The sequence below is a fragment of the Sorangium sp. So ce834 genome (genome assembly GCF_051521425.1).
Taxonomy (GTDB): Bacteria; Myxococcota_A; Polyangia; order Polyangiales; family Polyangiaceae; genus Sorangium; species Sorangium cellulosum_D.
In genome coordinates this window covers 6,815,029-6,833,775 of the sequence record NZ_CP150351.1, presented here as the reverse complement: position 1 = coordinate 6,833,775, position 18,747 = coordinate 6,815,029, and the positions used below count along the sequence as shown (strand labels likewise).

The 18,747-nt window shown below is 70.9% G+C and carries 3 protein-coding genes (1 of these 3 only partly in view); all 3 read left to right on the top strand.

Annotation, left to right across the window (positions count from 1 at the left end; genetic code table 11):
- The first annotated feature begins 3 nt into the window (after nucleotides 1-3).
- Tightly spaced (each overlapping or abutting the next), the 3 genes in view from WMF20_RS24410 to WMF20_RS24400 form a layout consistent with a single transcriptional unit that may run on beyond the window.
- Nucleotides 4-1,458: an MFS transporter gene (locus tag WMF20_RS24410; RefSeq protein WP_437617005.1), complete on the top strand. Its 1,455-nt coding sequence runs from the start codon at nucleotides 4-6 to the stop codon at nucleotides 1,456-1,458.
- On the top strand, nucleotides 1,391-11,110 hold the full coding sequence (locus WMF20_RS24405) for an amino acid adenylation domain-containing protein (RefSeq protein ID WP_437617004.1): 9,720 nt from the start codon (nucleotides 1,391-1,393) through the stop codon (nucleotides 11,108-11,110). Before WMF20_RS24410 ends, WMF20_RS24405 begins: the two co-directional genes overlap by 68 nt.
- Nucleotides 11,107-18,747: the 5' portion of an amino acid adenylation domain-containing protein gene (locus tag WMF20_RS24400; protein WP_437617003.1), read on the top strand. It continues 5,481 nt past the right edge of the window; only the first 7,641 of its 13,122 coding nucleotides appear in the window; its start codon is at nucleotides 11,107-11,109; its stop codon lies beyond the right edge, outside the window. Before WMF20_RS24405 ends, WMF20_RS24400 begins: the two co-directional genes overlap by 4 nt.

The following is an 18,747-nucleotide window of genomic DNA, read 5'->3' as shown; positions in this document are numbered from 1 at the left end:
GTGGTGACGCAAACACGCGTCCGGCAGACGTTCGCCTTGTTGTGGGCGAGCGAGACCGCCTTCGACCTCGGCTCCGCGCTGATGACGTTCGCGCTCGGAGTCTGGTTGTTCCAGCGGACGGGATCTGCGCAGCAGTTCTCGATGGCGATCGTGGCGACCGCGTTCCCAAGCCTACTCATGACCCCGGTGGCGGGCGCGCTGGCCGATCGGTTCGACCGGCGCTGGGTCATCGTGGGGTGCGACGCCTGCTCGGCGGTGTTGGTCGCCGTGCTCGCCGTCCTGGTGTTTCAGGATCGGATGCAGCCGGGCTACCTCTATGCGTTCAACGCCGCCAGTGCGGTCGTTGGATCGATCCGCATCCCGGCGTACCGGGCGGCGATGGGCTCGATCGTGCCGCGGGAGCGGCTCACCCAGGCTGGTGCTCTGATCGGACTCACGCAGAGCGTGTTCCAGGTCGCGGTGCCCCTGGTCGCGGGTTACCTCATGGCCGCGCTCGGGCTCACCGGCATCGTCACCGTGCACATTCTCCTCGTGGCTGCTGGAGCGATCGCCGCGTTCGGCGGGCTCTCGCGGAGCCGGCAGGCCGTCCGCGGGGTCGAGCGCGCGGGGCGGTCGTCGCTCTTCCGCGAGACCGCTCTCAGCGTGCGCTCCGCGTTGGCCTATCTCCGCGAGGTGCCGATGATGGCCGGGCTTTCGATCTATGGCGCGATCCAGGAGGCCCTCGTCGTGCTCGCCGCGAGCATGATGATCCCGCTCGTCCTGTCGACGCACGCCAGCGATGCGGTCGGCTTGATCCTGAGCAGCGGTGCGCTGGGAGCGGTGGCGGGGTCGGCGCTGCTGGTGGTCGCGCCGGTGCGTCGTCGCCAGATGCGCTGGATGCTCGTGGCTCAACTGTCGGTATCGCTGATGCTGGTGCTGGTCGGGCTCGCGAGCTCGACGGTCCTGTGGGCCCTGTGCGCGTTCGGCGCGTACTTCGGCGGTGCGACGTCGACTGCATGCGCCCTCGCGCTGCTCCTGCGCAAGACGCGGGTCGAAAGCCGAGGAAGTCTGTTCGCGCTGAATGCCGCGCTCAACGGGATCATGGTGTGCGTGGCGATGCTGGTGGGTGGCTATTTCGCTCACCATGTCTTCGAGCCGGCGCTTCTGGACGGAGGCGCCTGGGCGAGCACGGTGGGCGCCTGGGTCGGCACAGGCAAGGGCCGCGGTCTGGCCTTCGTCTTCATCGTGTGCGGCGCCGCTGGCGGCCTCCTGTCGCTCGTCGCGCTGCTCTCGCCGCGATTCCGGGACTTCGACGAGGGGACGCCCGATCCAGCGGATGAACCGACGACAGCCACGCCGCCGGCCGCGGCGCACCCCGAGCCGTGGGCCCGAGGCCACGCGCCAGGTGTGGATGAACTTCTCGCTTGCGAACCGACGTCACCCGAGCGCCCAGGAGTCGCCGTTGACCACTCGACATGACCTCACGTCCGTCCAGCAGGCGGTCTGGTTGGATCAGATGCTGGCGCCAGGGGTGCCTTCCTACAACATCGGGATGGTCTTTCGGATCGATGGCGACCTCGACGAGGCGCGGTTCGAGGCGGCGTTCGGTTACGTCGTCCAGAGCCACGACGCGCTTCGGCTGGTGATCGGGGAGGAGGCCGGTGTCCCTTTCCAGCGCGTCCTGCCGCGTGGCGGTGGCATCGTGCCGGTGCTCGACCTGACCGGCCACGACGATGCCGAGGCGCGCGCCTGGGCCCACATCCATCGGGCAGCAAGCACGCCGTTCGAGCTTTACGGCCGCCCGCTGTGGGAGGCGCAGCTCGTGCGGATCAGGCCGGACTGCCGGTACTTCCGGCTCCACTTCCACCACCTCGTGTCCGACGGCACCCACTTCGCCATCGTGGTGCGCGCCATCGCGGAGGCTTACGAGCGGTGCTCGCGCGGCGCACCGGTGGGCGCGCCGGCGCCGTCCTACCTCGAGTTTGCCGAGAAAGACCGGCTGTATCTGGCGTCGCCCCGCTACGAGGCCGATCGACAGTTCTGGACAGAGCGATTCGTCACCTTGCCACCGCCGCTCCTCTCCCCGGGCGCGTTCGAGGCCATGGCCAGCGGTCGCGACGCCTGGGTCAGCGACCGTGCCATGCGGCGGATCGAGGGCCACGAGCTCGCCCGCCTGCGCGCGTATCTCGCGGCGTCCGGAAGCACGTTGCAGCACTTCCTGCTCGCCGTCATGGCCACCTACTTCGCGCGCACGCACGGCGCGGAGGAGGTGGTGATCGGGGTTTCGGTGCACAACCGCGGCACGGCGCGCGACCGGTGCACGGCGGGCATGTTTTCCTCGATGATCCCGCTCGGGATCCAGGTCGATCGCGACAGAAGCATCGCCGAGCTGATGCAGGACATCGCCGCCGAGCTGCGGCGTTGCTATCGCCATCAGCGATTCCCGATCCAGGATCTCAACAGGTCGCTGCGCCTCGACCAGCTCGGCCGGCGGCAGCTGTTCGACGTGACGCTGAGCCTGGACATCTATCCGGAAGCAGCGCCGATCGGCACGGCGCGCTGGGCGGTGGTCGACAAGATGTACAGCGGCTTCGCTCAGGTCCCCCTGGCCGTGTGCATCAACGAGTATCCGGGGACCGACCACGCAGTCATCGAGCTCGACTACAGCCGCGTGGTCTTCGAGCGCGGCGAGATCGAGCGTATTCAGCGCCGCCTTTCGTGCGTGATGAATGCTGTGCTCGAAGGCGGCGCTGGCCAGCCGATCGGCGCGCTGCCGCTGATCGACGAGGACGAGCGACGCCAAGTGGTGGTGGGCTGGAACGAGACCGGCACGGCGTACCCGACGGGGCTGCGCGTGCACGAGCTGTTCGAGGCGCAGGTGGCGCGGACCCCGGCCGCGGTGGCGGTGGACGACGGCGTGCGGCGGCTGTCCTACGCGGAGCTCAATGCGCGCGCCAACCAGCTTGCGCACGCGCTGCGGCGGCAGGGCGTGGGCCCAGACGTGCCGGTGGGGCTGTGCCTGGAGCGCAGCGTGGAGATGGTGATCGGGCTTCTGGCGGTGCTGAAGGCGGGCGGCTGCTACGTGCCGCTCGATCCAGACCAGCCGAAGGTGCGGCTGCGCGAGATGATCGCGGACAGTGCGCCGCGTGTGGTGCTGGTGGACGCGGTGGGTGACCGGACGCTGGCCGAGATCGAAGGCATCGGCGCACGGTGCGTGGCGCTCTCGATGCAGGCCTGGGGCTTCTCGCACGAGCCGTGCGACGAGCCGCCGGCGGAGGGACACGAGCGCGACCTGGCGTACGTGATCTACACGTCGGGCTCGACGGGGACGCCCAAGGGGGGGATGAACGAGCACCGCGGCGTGGTGAACCGGCTGCTGTGGATGCAGCAGGCGTACGGGCTGGGCGAGCGGGACGTGGTGCTGCAGAAGACGCCGTTCGGGTTCGACGTGTCGGTGTGGGAGCTGTTCTGGCCGCTGATGGCGGGGGCGCAGCTGGTGATGGCGCGGCCGCACGGGCACAAGGACCCGGACTACCTGGCGACGCTGATCGAGCGCGCGAGGGTGACGACGCTGCACTTCGTGCCGTCGATGCTGCAGGCGTTCCTGGCCGAGGACGTGGCGGAGCGGTGCACGAGCCTGGTGCGGGTGTTCTGCAGCGGCGAGGCGTTGCCAGCGCCGCTGGTGCGGCGCTTCCACGACCGGCTGCCCGGGATCGAGCTCCACAACCTGTACGGGCCGACCGAGGCGGCGGTGGATGTCACTGCGTGGCAGTGCAGGCCGGGCGAGACGAGCGATTCGATCCCCATCGGCCGGCCGATTGCGAACACACAGATTTACATTCTGGACGAGCGGCGGCAGCCGGTGCCGGTGGGCGCGGCGGGCGAGCTCTACATCGGCGGCGTGCAGGTGGCGCGGGGCTACCGGAACCAGCCGGCGCTGACCTCAGCGCGGTTCGTCGACGATCCCTTCACGGCGGGTGGTCGGCTGTATCGCACGGGAGATCTGGGGCGCTGGCGGTCTGACGGGGCGATCGAGTACCTGGGGCGCAACGACCTGCAGGTGAAGATCCGCGGCGTACGGGTCGAGCTGGGCGAGATCGAGGTGCGGCTCGCCGAGGTGAAGGGGCTGCGCGAGGTGGCGGTGACGGCGCGCGAGGACGAGCCGGGCGACCTTCGGCTGGTGGCGTACTACACGGCAGAAGGCGAGCAGGCGCCGGACGCCGAGGCGCTGCGAGCGCACGCGGCGCAGCGGCTGCCAGCGGCGGCCGTACCGGCGGCGTACGTGCGGCTCGCGGCGATGCCGGTGACGGCGAATGGCAAGCTCGATCGCAAGGCCTTGCCCGCGCCGGATGCTGCGGCGTTCGCGCACCGGGTGTACGAGCCTCCCCAGGGCGCGACCGAGCAGACGCTCGCCGGGATCTGGGCCGAGCTGCTCGGGATCGAGCGGGTCGGCCGCCACGACAACTTCTTCGCGCTGGGCGGCCACTCGCTGACCGCTATCCGGCTGATCGAGCGCATGCGCAGCGCGCACATGCACGCCGACGTGCGGGTCGTGTTCAGCGCTCCGACCCTGGCGGCGCTCGCGAGCCAGGTCGGCGCGGACAGCGACGAGGTGGCGGTGCCGCCGAATCTCATCCCGCCGGACGCCGACCGCATCACGCCCGAGATGTTGCCGCTGGTGAGCCTCAGCCAGGCATCGATCGACGCGATCGTCGCGGCGGTCGATGGCGGCGCGGCCGGTGTGCAGGACATCTATGCGCTGGCGCCGCTCCAGGAGGGGATCCTGTTCCATCATCTGGTGCGGAGTCCCGACGACGCGGATCCGTACGTCATGTCCGGCGTGTTCGGCTTCGCAAGCCGCGCGCGGCTCGACCGCTTCCTCCAGGCGCTGCAGCAGGTGATCCACCGCCACGACATCCTGCGCACCGCCATTGCCTGGCAGGGCCTGGTGGAGCAGCCGGTCCAGGTGGTACACCGGCGTGCGACGCTCGAGGTCGAGGTCGTCGCGCTCGATCCGGACGCCGGCGATATCGTCGCGCAGCTCGAGGCAGGTCACGACGCGCGGATCGACGTGACCCGGCCGCCGCTGTTTCGCGGTCGCGTCGCTGCCGACCCGACGCGCGGGCGCTGGCTTCTGCACCTCCTGTTTCATCACCTGGTGCTGGACCACACGACGCTGGAGACCGTGCTCGCAGAGGCGCGCGCGATCGAGGACGGCCAGCGCGATCTGCCGGCGCCGGCGCCGTTCCGCGACTTCGTGGCGCAGGCGAGATTGCGGGTCTCTGCCAGCGAGCATGAGGCGTTCTTCCGCGAGATGCTCGGCGACGTCGACGCGCCGACCGCGCCGTTCGGGCTGCTCGACGTGCACGGCGACGGCAGCGGCATCGCCGAGGCGAGCCGGATCTTGTCGGCCGAGCTCGCGCGCGCGGTCCGTGATCGCGCGCGGGCGCTGGGCGTGAGCACGGCGAGCCTCTTTCACCTGGCGTGGGCGCTCGTGCTGGCGCGGACGACGGACCGGCGCGACGTCGTGTTCGGCACCGTGCTCGTCGGTCGCACGCAGGGCGGCGCGCGAGCGGACCGGGCGCTCGGCGTGTTCATCAATACGCTGCCGATCCGCATCGACGTGGACGCACGCGGTGTCGCGGACACGGCGCGAGGCACGCACGCGCGCATCGTCGAGCTACTCCGCCACGAGCACGCGCCCCTCGCGCTGGCGCAGCGAGCCAGCGCGATCCCGAGCCAGGCGCCGCTGTTCACCTCGCTCCTCAACTACCGGTTCAGCGCGGACGACAGCGATGCGCCATCGCTTTCGCACGTGCTGGGATCGGAGATCGAGCTCCTCGCCAGCCGCGAGCGCACGAACTACCCGCTCGGTCTCACCATCGACGATCTCGGGCAGGCGCTCGTCCTCACGGCCAAGGCGCCGCGGGAGGTGGGGCCAGAGCGGATCTGCGACTTCGTACAGACCGCGCTCCACGTGCTGGTCGACGCGCTCGCAACGGAGCCCGCGCGGCCCGTGTGCGAGCTCGACGTGCTGCCGGCGTCCGAGCGCGAGCGCGTGTTCGCGTCCTGGAACGACACCGCGATCGAGGTCCCCAAAGGCGCGTCTGTCCACGGCCTGTTCGAGGCGCAGGTCGCGCGGACGCCCGGGGCGATCGCCGTCGTGCACGGGGACATGGAGGTGACGTTCGCCGAGCTCGATGCGCGGGCGAGCTGCTTGGCGCAGGCCCTGCGCGCCCACGGCGTCGGGCCAGATCGCCGGGTCGCGATCGTGCTCGAGCGCGGGGTTGACATGATCGTCGCCGTGCTCGGCATCCTCAAGGCCGGAGGCGCCTATGTGCCGCTCGACCCGTCGTGGCCGTCGGAGCGCCTCGCGCAGGTGTTGGTCGCCGCCGGACCGGTCTGCGTGATCTCGCAGGCGGCGCTCCGCGCGAGCTTACCTTCCGCACCGCCGCTGATCCTGCTGGCCGCGGGCGGAGCGGACATCGCGCCTGCCCGGGGAATGGCCGACGCGCGGCTTGAGGAGACGGTAAGCGATGTGCCCGGCGCGTCGAGCGATCCGGCTCGCCAGCTGGCCTACGTCATCTACACGTCGGGATCGACCGGGCGACCCAAGGGGGTCATGATCGAGCACGGCAGTGTGGTCAACCTCTGGGCGGCGCTGGAGCGCGCCATCCACGCGCATCACCCGCACTGCCGGAGGGTCAGCCTCAACGCGCCGCTCGCGTTCGACTCGTCCGTCAAGCAGTGGGTCCAGCTGCTGTCTGGGCGCACGCTCGTCGTCGTGCCGGCCGACGTGCGGGCCGACGGCGCGGCGTTGCGCGACTTCGTCGCCGCGCACGAGATAGACGTCCTGGACTGCACGCCGTCTCAGCTGGCGCTGACGCTGGACGAGCACGGGGCGCCTCGCTGCGCCGTCACGCTGGTCGGCGGCGAGGCGATCGGCCCGGCGCAGTGGCATGCGCTGGTCGAGCAAGGCCCGACGACCTTCTACAACGTCTACGGCCCGACCGAGTGCACCGTCGACGCCACGGTGGCTCGCATCTCGGGCGGTGCGCCGCACATCGGCCGACCGATCGCGAATGTGCGTGTGTACATCGTGGACGCGTCGTTTCGGCCATCGCCCATTGGTGTGGTCGGTGAGATCGTGATTGGCGGGGCGGGGGTGGGGCGGGGCTACCTGGGGGAGCCTGGTTTGACGGCGGAGCGGTTCGTGGACGATCCGTTCGTGTCCGGAGGACGAGTGTACCGGACAGGGGACCTCGGTCGCTGGCGTGCGGACGGGACGATCGAGTACGTGGGCCGCAACGACTTTCAGGTGAAGCTTCGAGGCTACCGTATCGAGCTTGGGGAGATCGAGGCGCGGCTCGGGGAGGTGAGGGGAGTCGAAGAGGTGGTGGTGGTGGCGCGTCGCGAGGGCGGGGACGCGAGCGATGCGCGGTTGGTGGCGTACTACACGGGCGAGGGGAATCTAGGGGATGCGCTGCGCGCCCACGCGTCGCGGAGCCTTCCGTCGTACATGGTGCCGACGGCATACGTGGCGCTCGAGGCGCTGCCGCTGACGGCGCACGGCAAGCTCGACCGCGGTGCGCTGCCTGCGCCCGAGGCGTCGGAGGCAAAGCCAGGGGAAGCGCCGCGGAATCAGATTGAAGAGATCCTTGCCGGGCTGTGGAGCGAGCTTTTGGGGCGCGGGCAGGTGAGCCGGAGCGACCACTTCTTCGAGCTTGGTGGGCACTCGTTGCTGGCGATGCAGCTTGTGTCGCGGGTGCGTCGGTTGCTGGGGGTGGAGCTTCCGCTGTCTGAGCTGTTCGCGCACCCCGAGCTGCACCGGCTGGCGGCGCGTGTGAGGGTGGCAGAGCGCACGGAGCTGCCGGAGATTGCGGTGGGTGAGCGGCGTGGACCGGAGCCGGTGTCGCTGACGCAGCAGCGGCTATGGTTTTTGACGCGGCTGGAGGGCGCGAGCGCGGCGTATCACATCCGGGGTGCGTTTTTGCTGCGCGGCGTGCTGGACCGGGGCGCGCTGGTGGGCGCGCTGAGGCGAATCGTGGAGCGTCACGAGTCGCTGCGCACGCGCTTCGGGGTGCAGGACGGCGTGCCGGTGCAGGAGGTGCAGGCGACGGCAGCGCTTCAGCTGCGCGAGGAGGATGTGCGGGGCTCGGCCGATGCGGCGGCTGCGGCGCGCGCGCTGGGCGATGCGCATGCGGCCAGGGCGTTCGAGCTGAGCGAGGACCTGCCGCTGCGCGTGCTGGTCGTGCGCACGGGCGAAGACGAGCACGTGCTCGAGGTGGTGATGCACCACATCGCGTCGGACGGCTGGTCTGTCGGCGTGTTTTTGCGCGAGCTGAGCGCGCTGTACGCCGCGTATGCGTCGGGTCGAGCCGATCCGCTGCCCGCACCGGCGGTGCAATACGCGGACTGGGCAGCGTGGCAGCGGAGCACGCTGGCGAGCGGGCAGCTTGCGCGGCAGAGCGAGTTCTGGCGGAGCAACCTTCGCGGTGCGCCGAGCCTGTTGAGCTTGCCGTGGGACCGACCGCGCCCTGCGCAGCAGGACCCTGCAGGCGCGAGCATCGATGTCCAGGTGGGTGCGGAGCTGACGCGCGGGCTGCGTGCGCTGAGCCGTCGTCACGGGGTGACGATGTACATGACGCTGCTTGCGAGCTGGGGTGCGGTGCTCTCTCGGCTGAGCGGGCAGGAAGAGGTGGTGATCGGAAGTCCCGTGGCGGGGCGGGGGCGGGCGGAGATCGAGTCGTTGATCGGGTTCTTCGTGAACACGCTGGCGCTGCGCATCGACCTGCAGGGAGAGCCGACGGTGGGCGAGGTGCTGGCGCGTACGCGAGCGCAGGTGCTGGCGGCGCAGGAGCACCAGGACCTGCCGTTCGACCAGGTGGTGGAGGTGGTGGCGCCGCCGCGCAGCCTGTCGCACACGCCGCTGTACCAGGTGATGCTCGACTGGCACAGCACGCGGGATGCGCCGCTGACGCTGCCCGGCTTGCACGTGACGACGCTCCCGACGGAGCTCGACACGGCGCAGTGCGACCTGACGCTCGCGCTGCAGGAGCGTGAGGAGGGGCTGGTCGGGAGCCTGAACTACGCGACGGCGCTGTTCGAGCGCGAGACGGTGGAGCGCTACCGTGGCTACTGGCTGCGTGTGCTGGAGGGCATGGTGGCCGACGATCGGCAGCCGATCGGCGCGATCGCTGTGCTGTCGCCGGCGGAGTGGCAGCGCGTGGTGGTCGAGTGGAACGACACGGGGCGTGCGCTGCCGCTCGAGCGGTGCGTGCACGAGCTGTTCGAGGCGCAGGTGGCGCGGGCCCCTGAGGCGGTGGCGGTCGACGACGGGACGGAGCGTGTGAGCTACGGCGAGCTGAACCGGCGAGCCAACCGGCTGGCGCGACACCTGCGCTATTTGGGCGTCACGGCGGACGCGCGGGTGGGGGTGTGCGCCGAGCGGGGCGCGCCGGTGCTTGTCGCGCTGCTAGCCACGCTGAAGGCGGGCGGAGCCTACGTGCCGCTCGATCCTGCCTACCCCGGCGAGAGATTGGCCCACATCATCGAGGACAGCGCGCCCGTCGCGGTGCTGACGGCGGGGAGTGCAGGGCGCGACGTGGCGCGCCGTCACGTGCCCGGGACGATCGCGGTATTCGATGTGGAGCTGGACGCGGGCCAGTGGTCCTCGCGCAGCGATGACGACCTCGACGCGCGGGCGCTGGGTGTTGGCGCGGAGCACCTGGCGTACGTGATCTACACGTCGGGCTCGAGCGGTCAGCCCAAGGGCGTGATGATCGAGCACCGCAACCTCGTGAACTACACGCTTGCGGCGATCGAGTGGTTCGGGCTGGGACCTGCGGATACGGTGCTGCAGCAGAACTCGCTCAACTTCGACCTGTCGGTGGAGGAGATCATGCCAGCGCTGCTGGCGGGAGCGCGGCTGTTGCCGAGGTCGCGCCCGTTCGGGGCCGGGGACGAAGGCGAGCGCGCGAGCGTGGTGCACCTGACCGCGGCGCACTGGCACAGCCTGGTCGGCGAGTGGAGCCGTGCGGAGGCGGGCACGCCGCCGCTGGACGGCGTGCGCCTGGTGAACGTGACGGGCGATGCGCTGTCGCCGCACGCGCTGGCGCGCTGGGAGGCGCTGGGCGCGGAGACGCGGCTGATCAACACGTACGGGCCGACGGAGGTCACGGTGTCGTGCAGCGCGGCCTACGTTCGCCACGAGGCAGGCGCGGCGCGCGTGAGCATCGGCAAGCCGTTCGCGAACACGCGGATGTACGTCCTGGACCGCCGCGGCGAGCCGGTGCCGGTGGGCGTGGTGGGGGAGCTGTTCATCGCGGGCGCGCAGGTGGGGCGGGGCTATCTGCACCAGCCGCAGCGCAGCGCCGAACGGTTCGTGGCGGACCGCTTCCATCCCGGCCAGCGCATGTACCGCAGCGGCGACCTGGCGCGCTGGCGGCCTGACGGGGAGCTCGAGTTCATCGGGCGCGATGACGGGCAGGTGAAGGTGCGCGGCTTCCGCGTGGAGCTCGGCGAGGTCGAGAGCGCGCTCGCGCAGCTGCCCGGGCTCGACGAGGTGGCGGTGCTCGTGCGCGAGGACGTCTCCGGCGACAAGCGCCTGGTTGCGTACTACACCGGTGCGGCCGCGCTCGACGACGAAGCGCTGCGACGTCACGCCGCCGAGAAGCTGCCGGCGTACATGCTGCCGGCGGCGTACGTGCGGCTCGCTGCGCTGCCCCTCACGCCCAACGGCAAGCTCGATCGCAAGGCTCTGCCCGCGCCGGAGGCTGCAACACTCGGGCATCAGGCATACGAGGCTCCCCAGGGCGCGATCGAGCAGACGCTCGCCGAGATCTGGGCCGAGCTGCTCGGCGTCGAGCAAGTCGGACGCCACGACAACTTCTTCGCGCTGGGCGGCCACTCGCTGATCGCCATCCGGCTGATCGAGCGCATGCGCCGCGCGCGCATGCACGCCGACGTCACCGCGATCTTTCTGACGGCCACGCTGAGCGAGCTGGCGGCGCAGGTGCGCGCCAGCGCTGACGAGCCGAACGTTCCCCCGCGCCTGATTGCGCGCCACCCGGGCGGCGTCCGCGAGCCGGACGCGGCTTTCGGGCTCGACGTCGAGGAGATCCGACTGTGAACACTCGCGCCCTGCTGCAGCTCCTGGAAGAGAAGCAGATCCAGATCCACGCCGATGGCGGTGAGCTGGTCATTCGCGCACCGCGCGGCGCGCTCGACCCGGCGCTGGTCCAGTCGCTGCGGAGCGGGAAGGCCGCCCTGCTCGCCGAGCTCAAGCACCGGAACGAGCGGACCACCCCCGTCGCCCGGATCACGCCGGACATGCTCCCTCTCGTCAAGCTGCCCCAGGACGCGATCGACGCGATCGTCGCGAAGGTCGAGGGCGGAGCGGCCAACGTTCAGGACATCTATCCCTTGGGTCCGCTGCAGGAGGGGCTGTTCTTCCATTACCTGCTCCAGGACGGCGGCGACCCGTACCTGTTGTCCACCGTGCTCCGCTTCGACACCCGAGGGCGGCTCGACGGCTTCGTCGCCGCGCTGCAGGAGGTGATCGATCGTCACGACATCTTGCGCACCGGCTTTGTCTGGGAAGGGCTCGACCAGCCGGTCCAAGTCGTGTGGCGGCGGGCGACGCTCTCGGTCCAGCAGGTGGAGCTGGACGCGCAGGGTGACGACGCGGCCGAACGCCTCGAAGCGCTGCACCACCCATCTCGCTATCGCCTGGACGTGGGCCGCGCGCCGCTCCTCACCTGCTACGTGACCCCCGACGACACGCCGGCCGAGATCGCCGACGAGGCGGCAGGCACGTCGCGTGACTCCGCGGGCGGGCCCTGGCTGCTGCACCTGCTCGCCCACCACCTGATCAGCGATCACACGACGCTGGACCTGCTCGTCGAGGAGGCGCGCATGATCGTCCGCGGCGAGCGAGACCGCTTGCCGCGGACGGTGCCGTTTCGCAACTTCGTGGCCCAGGCCTGCACGAGCGTGGGCCAGGACGACCACGACGCGTTTTTCCGCAGCCTGCTGGGCGACATCGAGGAGCCGACCGCGCCGTTCGGTGTCGTCGAGGTCCGGGGCGATGGCCGCGGCCACGACGAGGTCCGACAGATGCTCGACCCCGCGCTGTCGACCGCGCTCCGCCGCGTCGCGCGCGTCATGCGGGTCGGCGCGGCGAGCCTCGTCCACCTGGCGTGGGCCCTGGTCCTGGCCCGGACGACCGGGCGGCGCAATGTCGTGTTCGGCACGCTGTTGTTCGGTCGGATGCAGAGTGGCGCGGACGCCGATCGCGCGCTGGGGATGTTCCTCAACACACTGCCGATGCGCATCGACGTCGGCGATGACAGCGTCCGGCGCGCGATCGAGCGCACGCACGCGACGCTCGTCCAGCTGCTCCGCCACGAGCACGCATCGCTGGCGCTCGCCCAGCGCGCGAGTGGCGTCCCCGCGAAGACCCCTCTGTTCACCTCGCTGTTGAACTATCGCCACAGCGATCGGGCCGCGGTGGATCGCAGCGGTCAGGCGCGATACCTCGGCGATGGCATCGCGCTGCTCCGCGCCCGCGAGCGCACCAACTACCCCCTGAGCCTCGATGTCGACGACCTGGGCGACGGTTTCCACCTGACCGCGCAGGCCGATGCCTCGATCGGCGCAGCACGGCTGTGCGACTACATGGTCTGCGCGCTGACCGGCCTGGTCCAGGCGCTCGAGCGCACTCCGGACCGGCCGGTTCGCGAGCTCGAGGTCCTGCCCGAACCCGAACGTGTGCAGCTCATCGAGACCTGGAGCGCGGGTGGCGAGGCCGCGGCCGACGTGGATGCGTGCATCCACGAGCGCTTCGAGCAGCAGGCGGCGCTGCGCCCCGACGCGATCGCGCTCGCGTGGGGCGATCGCCGGCTTCGTTATGGCGAGCTCAACGCGCAGGCCAACCGGCTCGCGCATCACCTCCGCGCCATGGGCGTGAGACCCGACGGCCGCGTCGCCGTGTACGGTCCGCGCAGCACCGAGATCGTCGTGGCCGTGCTGGCCGTGCTCAAGGCGGGCGGCGCCTACGTCCCGCTGGATCCGAGCTATCCGCTGGAGCGCCTGGGCCAGATGGTCGAGGACTGCGACCCGCAGGTCGTGCTCCACGTCGGGCCTTTCCCGGACGCGATCGCGCGCCACCTGCCTCGTGTCGACCTGCAGGCCGACGCCGCATGGCAGCACGAGAGCGAGCGCAATCCCGATCGCCAGACCATCGGTCTCGGTCCGCAGCACCTCGCCTATGTGCTCTACACCTCGGGCTCCACGGGGCGCCCCAAGGGCGTGATGATCGAGCACCGTGGTGTGGTGAACCAGAACGCCGCGCTGGCCGAGCGGATCGGCCTCGGTCCGGGCGATCGCATGCTGCAGTTCGCCTCGCTGTCGTTCGACACGTCCGTCGAGGAGCTGTTCGCGACCTGGATGCGCGGCGCCACGCTCGTGGTGCGCACCGACGAGTGGCTGGCCGGTCCGCGTACATTCTGGGCGCTGTGCGAGGCGCACGGCGTGACGGTCGTGGATCTGCCGACCCAGTTCTGGGCGCAGCTCGCGCTCGATCCCGAGCGAGCGTCGATCCCGGTCTCGGTGCGGCAGGTCATCATCGGCGGCGAAGCCGTGACCGAACGCGCGCTCGCGGCGTGGTTTGCGCGCGACGGGCACCGGCCGCGGCTGCTCAACACCTACGGGCCGACCGAGACGACGATCAGCGCGACGATGCACGAAGTCGAGGGCGGCGCGGGCCAGTGGCGGATCATCGGTCGCCCGAGCGCCGGCGTCCGGGTCTACCTCGTGGATCGCGAGTTGCGGCCGGTGCCCGCTGGCGTGGCGGGCGAGATCGTGATCGGGGGCGTGCAGGTCGGACGCGGCTACCTGAACCAGCCCGCGCTGACGGCAGAGCGGTTCTTCGACACGCCCAGCACGCTGGGCGCGTCGGGCGCGCGGCTGTACCGCACCGGCGACGTCGGTTGCTGGCGACCGGACGGCACCATCGAGTACCTCGGGCGCGACGACCACCAGGTGAAGATCCGCGGCTTCCGCATCGAGCTCGGCGAGATCGAGGCAGCGCTCGCGAAAGTCACGGGCGTCACGGACGTCGTGGTGGTGGCCCGCGCAACCGAGCTCGACGGGCACGGCGACCAGAAGCTGGTGGCGTACTTCGTCGGCGACGCGGCCCCGGACGCCGAGACGCTGAGGCAGCACGTGGCGCAACACCTGCCCGCTTACATGGTCCCCTCCGCGTACGTTCGCCTCGCCGCGCTGCCGCTGTCTCCGACAGGCAAGCTCGATCGCCGAGCGCTGCCCGCGCCGGATGCCGACGCGCACGTCCGGCGGTCGTACGACGCTCCTCGCAGCGGGACCGAGCAACTGATCGCCACGATCTGGGAGGACCTGCTGCAAATCGAGCAGGTCGGGCGCCACGACGACTTCTTCGCGCTCGGCGGGCATTCGCTCCTGGCGGTGCGGCTGCTCGCGCGGCTACGCCGGACGCTCGACGTCGAGATCTCGCTCGCCGATCTGTTCGCGCACACGGAGCTGTGGCGGCTGGCTGAGCACCTGGCAGGCGCGCGTGCCTCGTCGCTGCCGCCGATCCGGCCGGCAGAGCGCACGGGGCCGTTGCCGCTGTCGCTCGCGCAGCAGCGCCTGTGGTTCCTCACGCGGGTGGAAGGCGCGAGCGCGGCGTACCACCTCACCGCGCTGGGGCGGCTGACCGGCCCGCTCGATCGCCCGGTCTTGATCCGCGCGCTGCGTCGCGTCGTGGAGCGACACGACGCGCTGCGCACCCGTTTCCAGCTCGTCGACGATCAACCAGTGCAGATCGTCGAGCCCGGCGCCGAGCTACCGGTCGCCGAGGACGATCTGCGCGGCGCGTCGGATGCCGCGGCCCGGGCCCGCGAGCTCGTGAAGGCCCACGCCTGCGCGCCGTTCGACCTCGCGCGCGAGATCCCGGTGCGCGCGCTGGTCGTGCGCGTATCCGAGGACGAGCACCTGCTGCAGATCGTCATGCACCACATCGCTTCCGACGGCTGGTCGGTGGGTGTGCTGCTCGACGAGCTCGGTCGGCTGTACCCCCTCTACCTCGCGGGCGAATCCGACCCGCTCCCGCCGCTCGCCATCCAGTATGCCGACTACGCCGCCTGGCAGCGCGCCTGGTTCGTCGAGGGCGAGCTCGAGCGCCAGCGTGCGTACTGGCGCCGCACCCTCGGCGGTGCGCCGATCTTGCTCGAGTTGCCCACCACCTGGCCGCGGCCCTCAGAACAGGCGCACGCCGGGGACGAGGTCGGCGTGAGCCTCGATGCCGCGCTCGTGCGGCGGCTGCGGACGCTGTGCCGGCGACACGGCGTGACGCCGTACATGGCGGTGCTGGCGAGCTGGGCGGCGACGCTCGGGCGCCTCGCTGCGCAGCACGACGTGGTGATCGGAACCCCGGTGGCAGGGCGCGACCGCGCCGAGATCGAGCCGCTCGTCGGCTTCTTCGTCAACACGCTGCCGATCCGCATCGACCTGCAGGGAGCGCCCACGGTGGCGGAGCTCCTCGCGCGCACCCGCGCGCAGGTGCTCTCGGCGCACGAGCACCAGGATCTGCCGTTCGATCAGATCGTCGAAGCGGTCGCGCCTCCGCGCAGCCTGGCCCACACGCCGTTATTTCAGGTGATGCTCGCCTGGCAGACCGGGTCAGAGCGCGAGCTTTGCCTGCCCGGCGTCACGGTGACGCCGCTGCGGATCGGACAGGCGACCGCCCAGTTCGACCTGACGCTCTCGCTCGAGGACGGAGCGCACGGGATCACCGGAACGCTCAACTACGCCACCGCGCTGTTCGACCGCGTGACCGCGCAGCGCCTCGTCGCGTACTGGGAGACGCTGCTCGAGGCGTTCGTCGCCGACGGCGGCGAGGCGGTGGTCGCCCGACTGCCGATCTTGCCGGAGGCGGAGCGCCTGGACGTGGTGGAGAGGTGGAACCAGACGCGAGCGTCGGCGAGCCGAGGGTGCGTGCACGAGCAGTTCGAGGCGCATGCGCGGCGAAACCCCGAGGCGATCGCGCTGGTGCACGGAGCGGAGCGCGTGAGCTACGGCGCGCTGAACGCGGCGGCGAACCGTCTGGCGCATCACCTGCGCGGGATGGGGGTTGGGCCGGAGCAGCGGGTGGCGATCTGCCTTGAGCGCGGTGTGGCGCTGGTGACGGCGATCCTTGCGGTCCTCAAGGCGGGCGGAGCCTACGTGCCGCTCGATCCGGCATACGCCTCGGAGCGGCTGGTGGCGACGCTGACGGACAGCGACCCTTCGGTGGTGCTGGTGGACGCGACGGGGCGCGGTGCGCTGGGTGAGCCAGTGTCGCGGTCGGCGCGGTGGGTCGATGTCGAGCAAGACGCGGCGCAGTGGGCGGAGGCGGACGAGCGCGATCCTGGGGTGGAAGTCTTGCCGAGCCACCTTGCGTACGTGATCTACACGTCGGGTTCGACGGGCCGGCCCAAGGGCGTGATGGTCGAGCACGCGCAGGTGTCGCGGTTGTTCGCGAGCACCGAGGCGTGGTTCGGGTTCGACGAGCGAGATGTGTGGAGCCTGTTCCACTCGATCGGGTTCGACTTTTCGGTGTGGGAGCTGTGGGGCGCGCTTTCGTACGGCGGGCGGCTGGTGGTGGTGCCGCTGACGACCGCGCGCTCGCCGGTCGAGTTTTATGAATTGTTGTGCGCCGAAGGGGTGACGGTCCTGAACCAGACGCCGAGCGCGTTCCAGCAGCTGATGGCGGCGCAGGCGCAGACGACGATGGGGCACCAGCTGCGCTGGGTGATCTTCGGTGGAGAGGCGCTGGAGCTGCGGACGCTCAAGCCGTGGTACGAGCGCAACGACGAGCAAGCGACGAGGCTTGTGAACATGTACGGCATCACCGAGACGACGGTGCACGTGACCTACCGTGCGCTCGCGGCTCGGGACGCGGAACGGCCTGGTCCGAGCCCGATCGGCGTGAAGCTGCCCGACTTGCGGCTGTACGTGCTGGACGAGCAGAGGCAGCCGGTGGCGGTGGGGGTGACGGGCGAGCTGTACGTCGGAGGCGCGGGGGTGGCGCGCGGCTACCTCGGGCAGCCGGAGCTCACGGCGGAGCGCTTCGTCGACGACCCGTTCACGGGAACGGGGCGTCTGTACCGGACAGGCGATCTGGGTCGGTGGCTGCCCGACGGGAGCATCGAATACCTGGGACGCAACGACTTCCAGGTGAAGATTCGCGGCTTCCGGATCGAGCTTGGGGAGATCGAGGCGCGGCTAGCGGGTGCGCCGGGCGTCGCGGAGGTGGTGGTCGCCGCGCAGCCGGTGGGCGAGAGCGCGCCGGGAGAGCGGCGGCTGGTGGCGTACTACACGGGCGAGCACGCGCCGGATGCGCGCACGCTGCGTGAGCACGCCGCACGGGGCCTACCCGAATACATGCTGCCAGCCGCCTACGTGCGGCTCCCGGCGCTGCCGCTCACCCCCAACGGCAAGCTCGACCGCAAGGCGCTGCCGGCGCCTCAGGGCGAGGCTTTCGCGCGTCGCTCCTACGAGCCTCCGCAGGGCCCCATCGAAGAGCGCCTCGCGATGCTGTGGGCGAGGCTCCTCAAGCAGGAGCGCGTCGGGCGACACGACAACTTCTTCGCGCTCGGCGGTCACTCGCTGCTGGCGGTCAGCTTGCTCGAGCGCATGCGGCGCGAGGGGCTGCACGGCGACGTGCGCGCGGTGTTCAAGGCGCAGACCTTGGCGGAGCTCGCGGCGCAGATTCGCAACGAAGATCCGGAGCTGCCTGTGCCTCCGAACCTGATTCCGGCGCAAGCCGATCGGATCACGCCGGAGATGCTCACGCTCGTCAGCCTCGACCAGGACGCGATCGACGCGATCGTCGCGTCGGTCGACGGCGGCGCGGCCAACGTGCAGGACATCTACCCGCTCGCGCCGATGCAGGAAGGAATGCTGTTCCACCACCGGCTCGATGCGCCGTCCGAGACCGATCCCTACATGGAGTCGTACACCCTGGCCTTCAGGTCGCGGGGCCGGCTCGAACGCTTCCTGGCGGCGCTCCAGCACATCGTCGACCGCCACGACATCCTGCGCACCGGGTTCTGGTGGGACGGCCTCGAGCAGCCGGTCCAGGTGGTGCGCCGGCGCGCGGTCGTCCCCGTCTCGTGGCTCGACCCCGAGGATCTGGGCGCCGTCGACGGCGACGTCGTGCGGGCGCTCGAGGGGCGGTTCGATCCGCGGCGGCTCCGCATCGATATCCAGCGGCCGCCGCTGCTCGCCTGCCACGTGGTCGAGGACCGCGCGCAGCAGCGCTGGGTGCTGTGCGTCCTCATGCACCACCTCGTCATCGACAACACGACGCTGAAGCTGCTGGCCGCCGAGGAGCGGGCCATCGAGCTCGGCCGTCTCGACGAGCTGCCGCGGCCCGCACCGTACCGCGAGTTCGTGGCGCGCGCCCGGCAGGCGATCCGCCTCGGCAAGCACGCCGCGTTCTTCCGCGAGTTGCTCGGAGACATCGACGAGCCGACCGCGCCCTTTGGCCTCGTCGACGTCCGCGGCGACGGGCGTGGCATCGCGGAGGCGGAGAGCAGGCTGCCCGCCGAGCTGTCGCGCGCCATCCGGCGCTGCACCGCGCGGCTCGGGGTGAGCCCGGCGAGCTTCATGCACCAAGCCTTTGGCCTCGTGCTCGCCCGGGTGACCGACCGGCGCGACGTGGTGTTCGGGACCGTGGTGTTCGGTCGCATGCATGCCGGCGCCCAA

What these genes read in the sequence shown, in the direction of transcription:
- WMF20_RS24405 (WP_437617004.1), top strand. Translation starts at nt 1,391, where the DNA reads ATGAACTTCTCGCTTGCGAACCGACGTCACCCGAGCGCCCAGGAGTCG.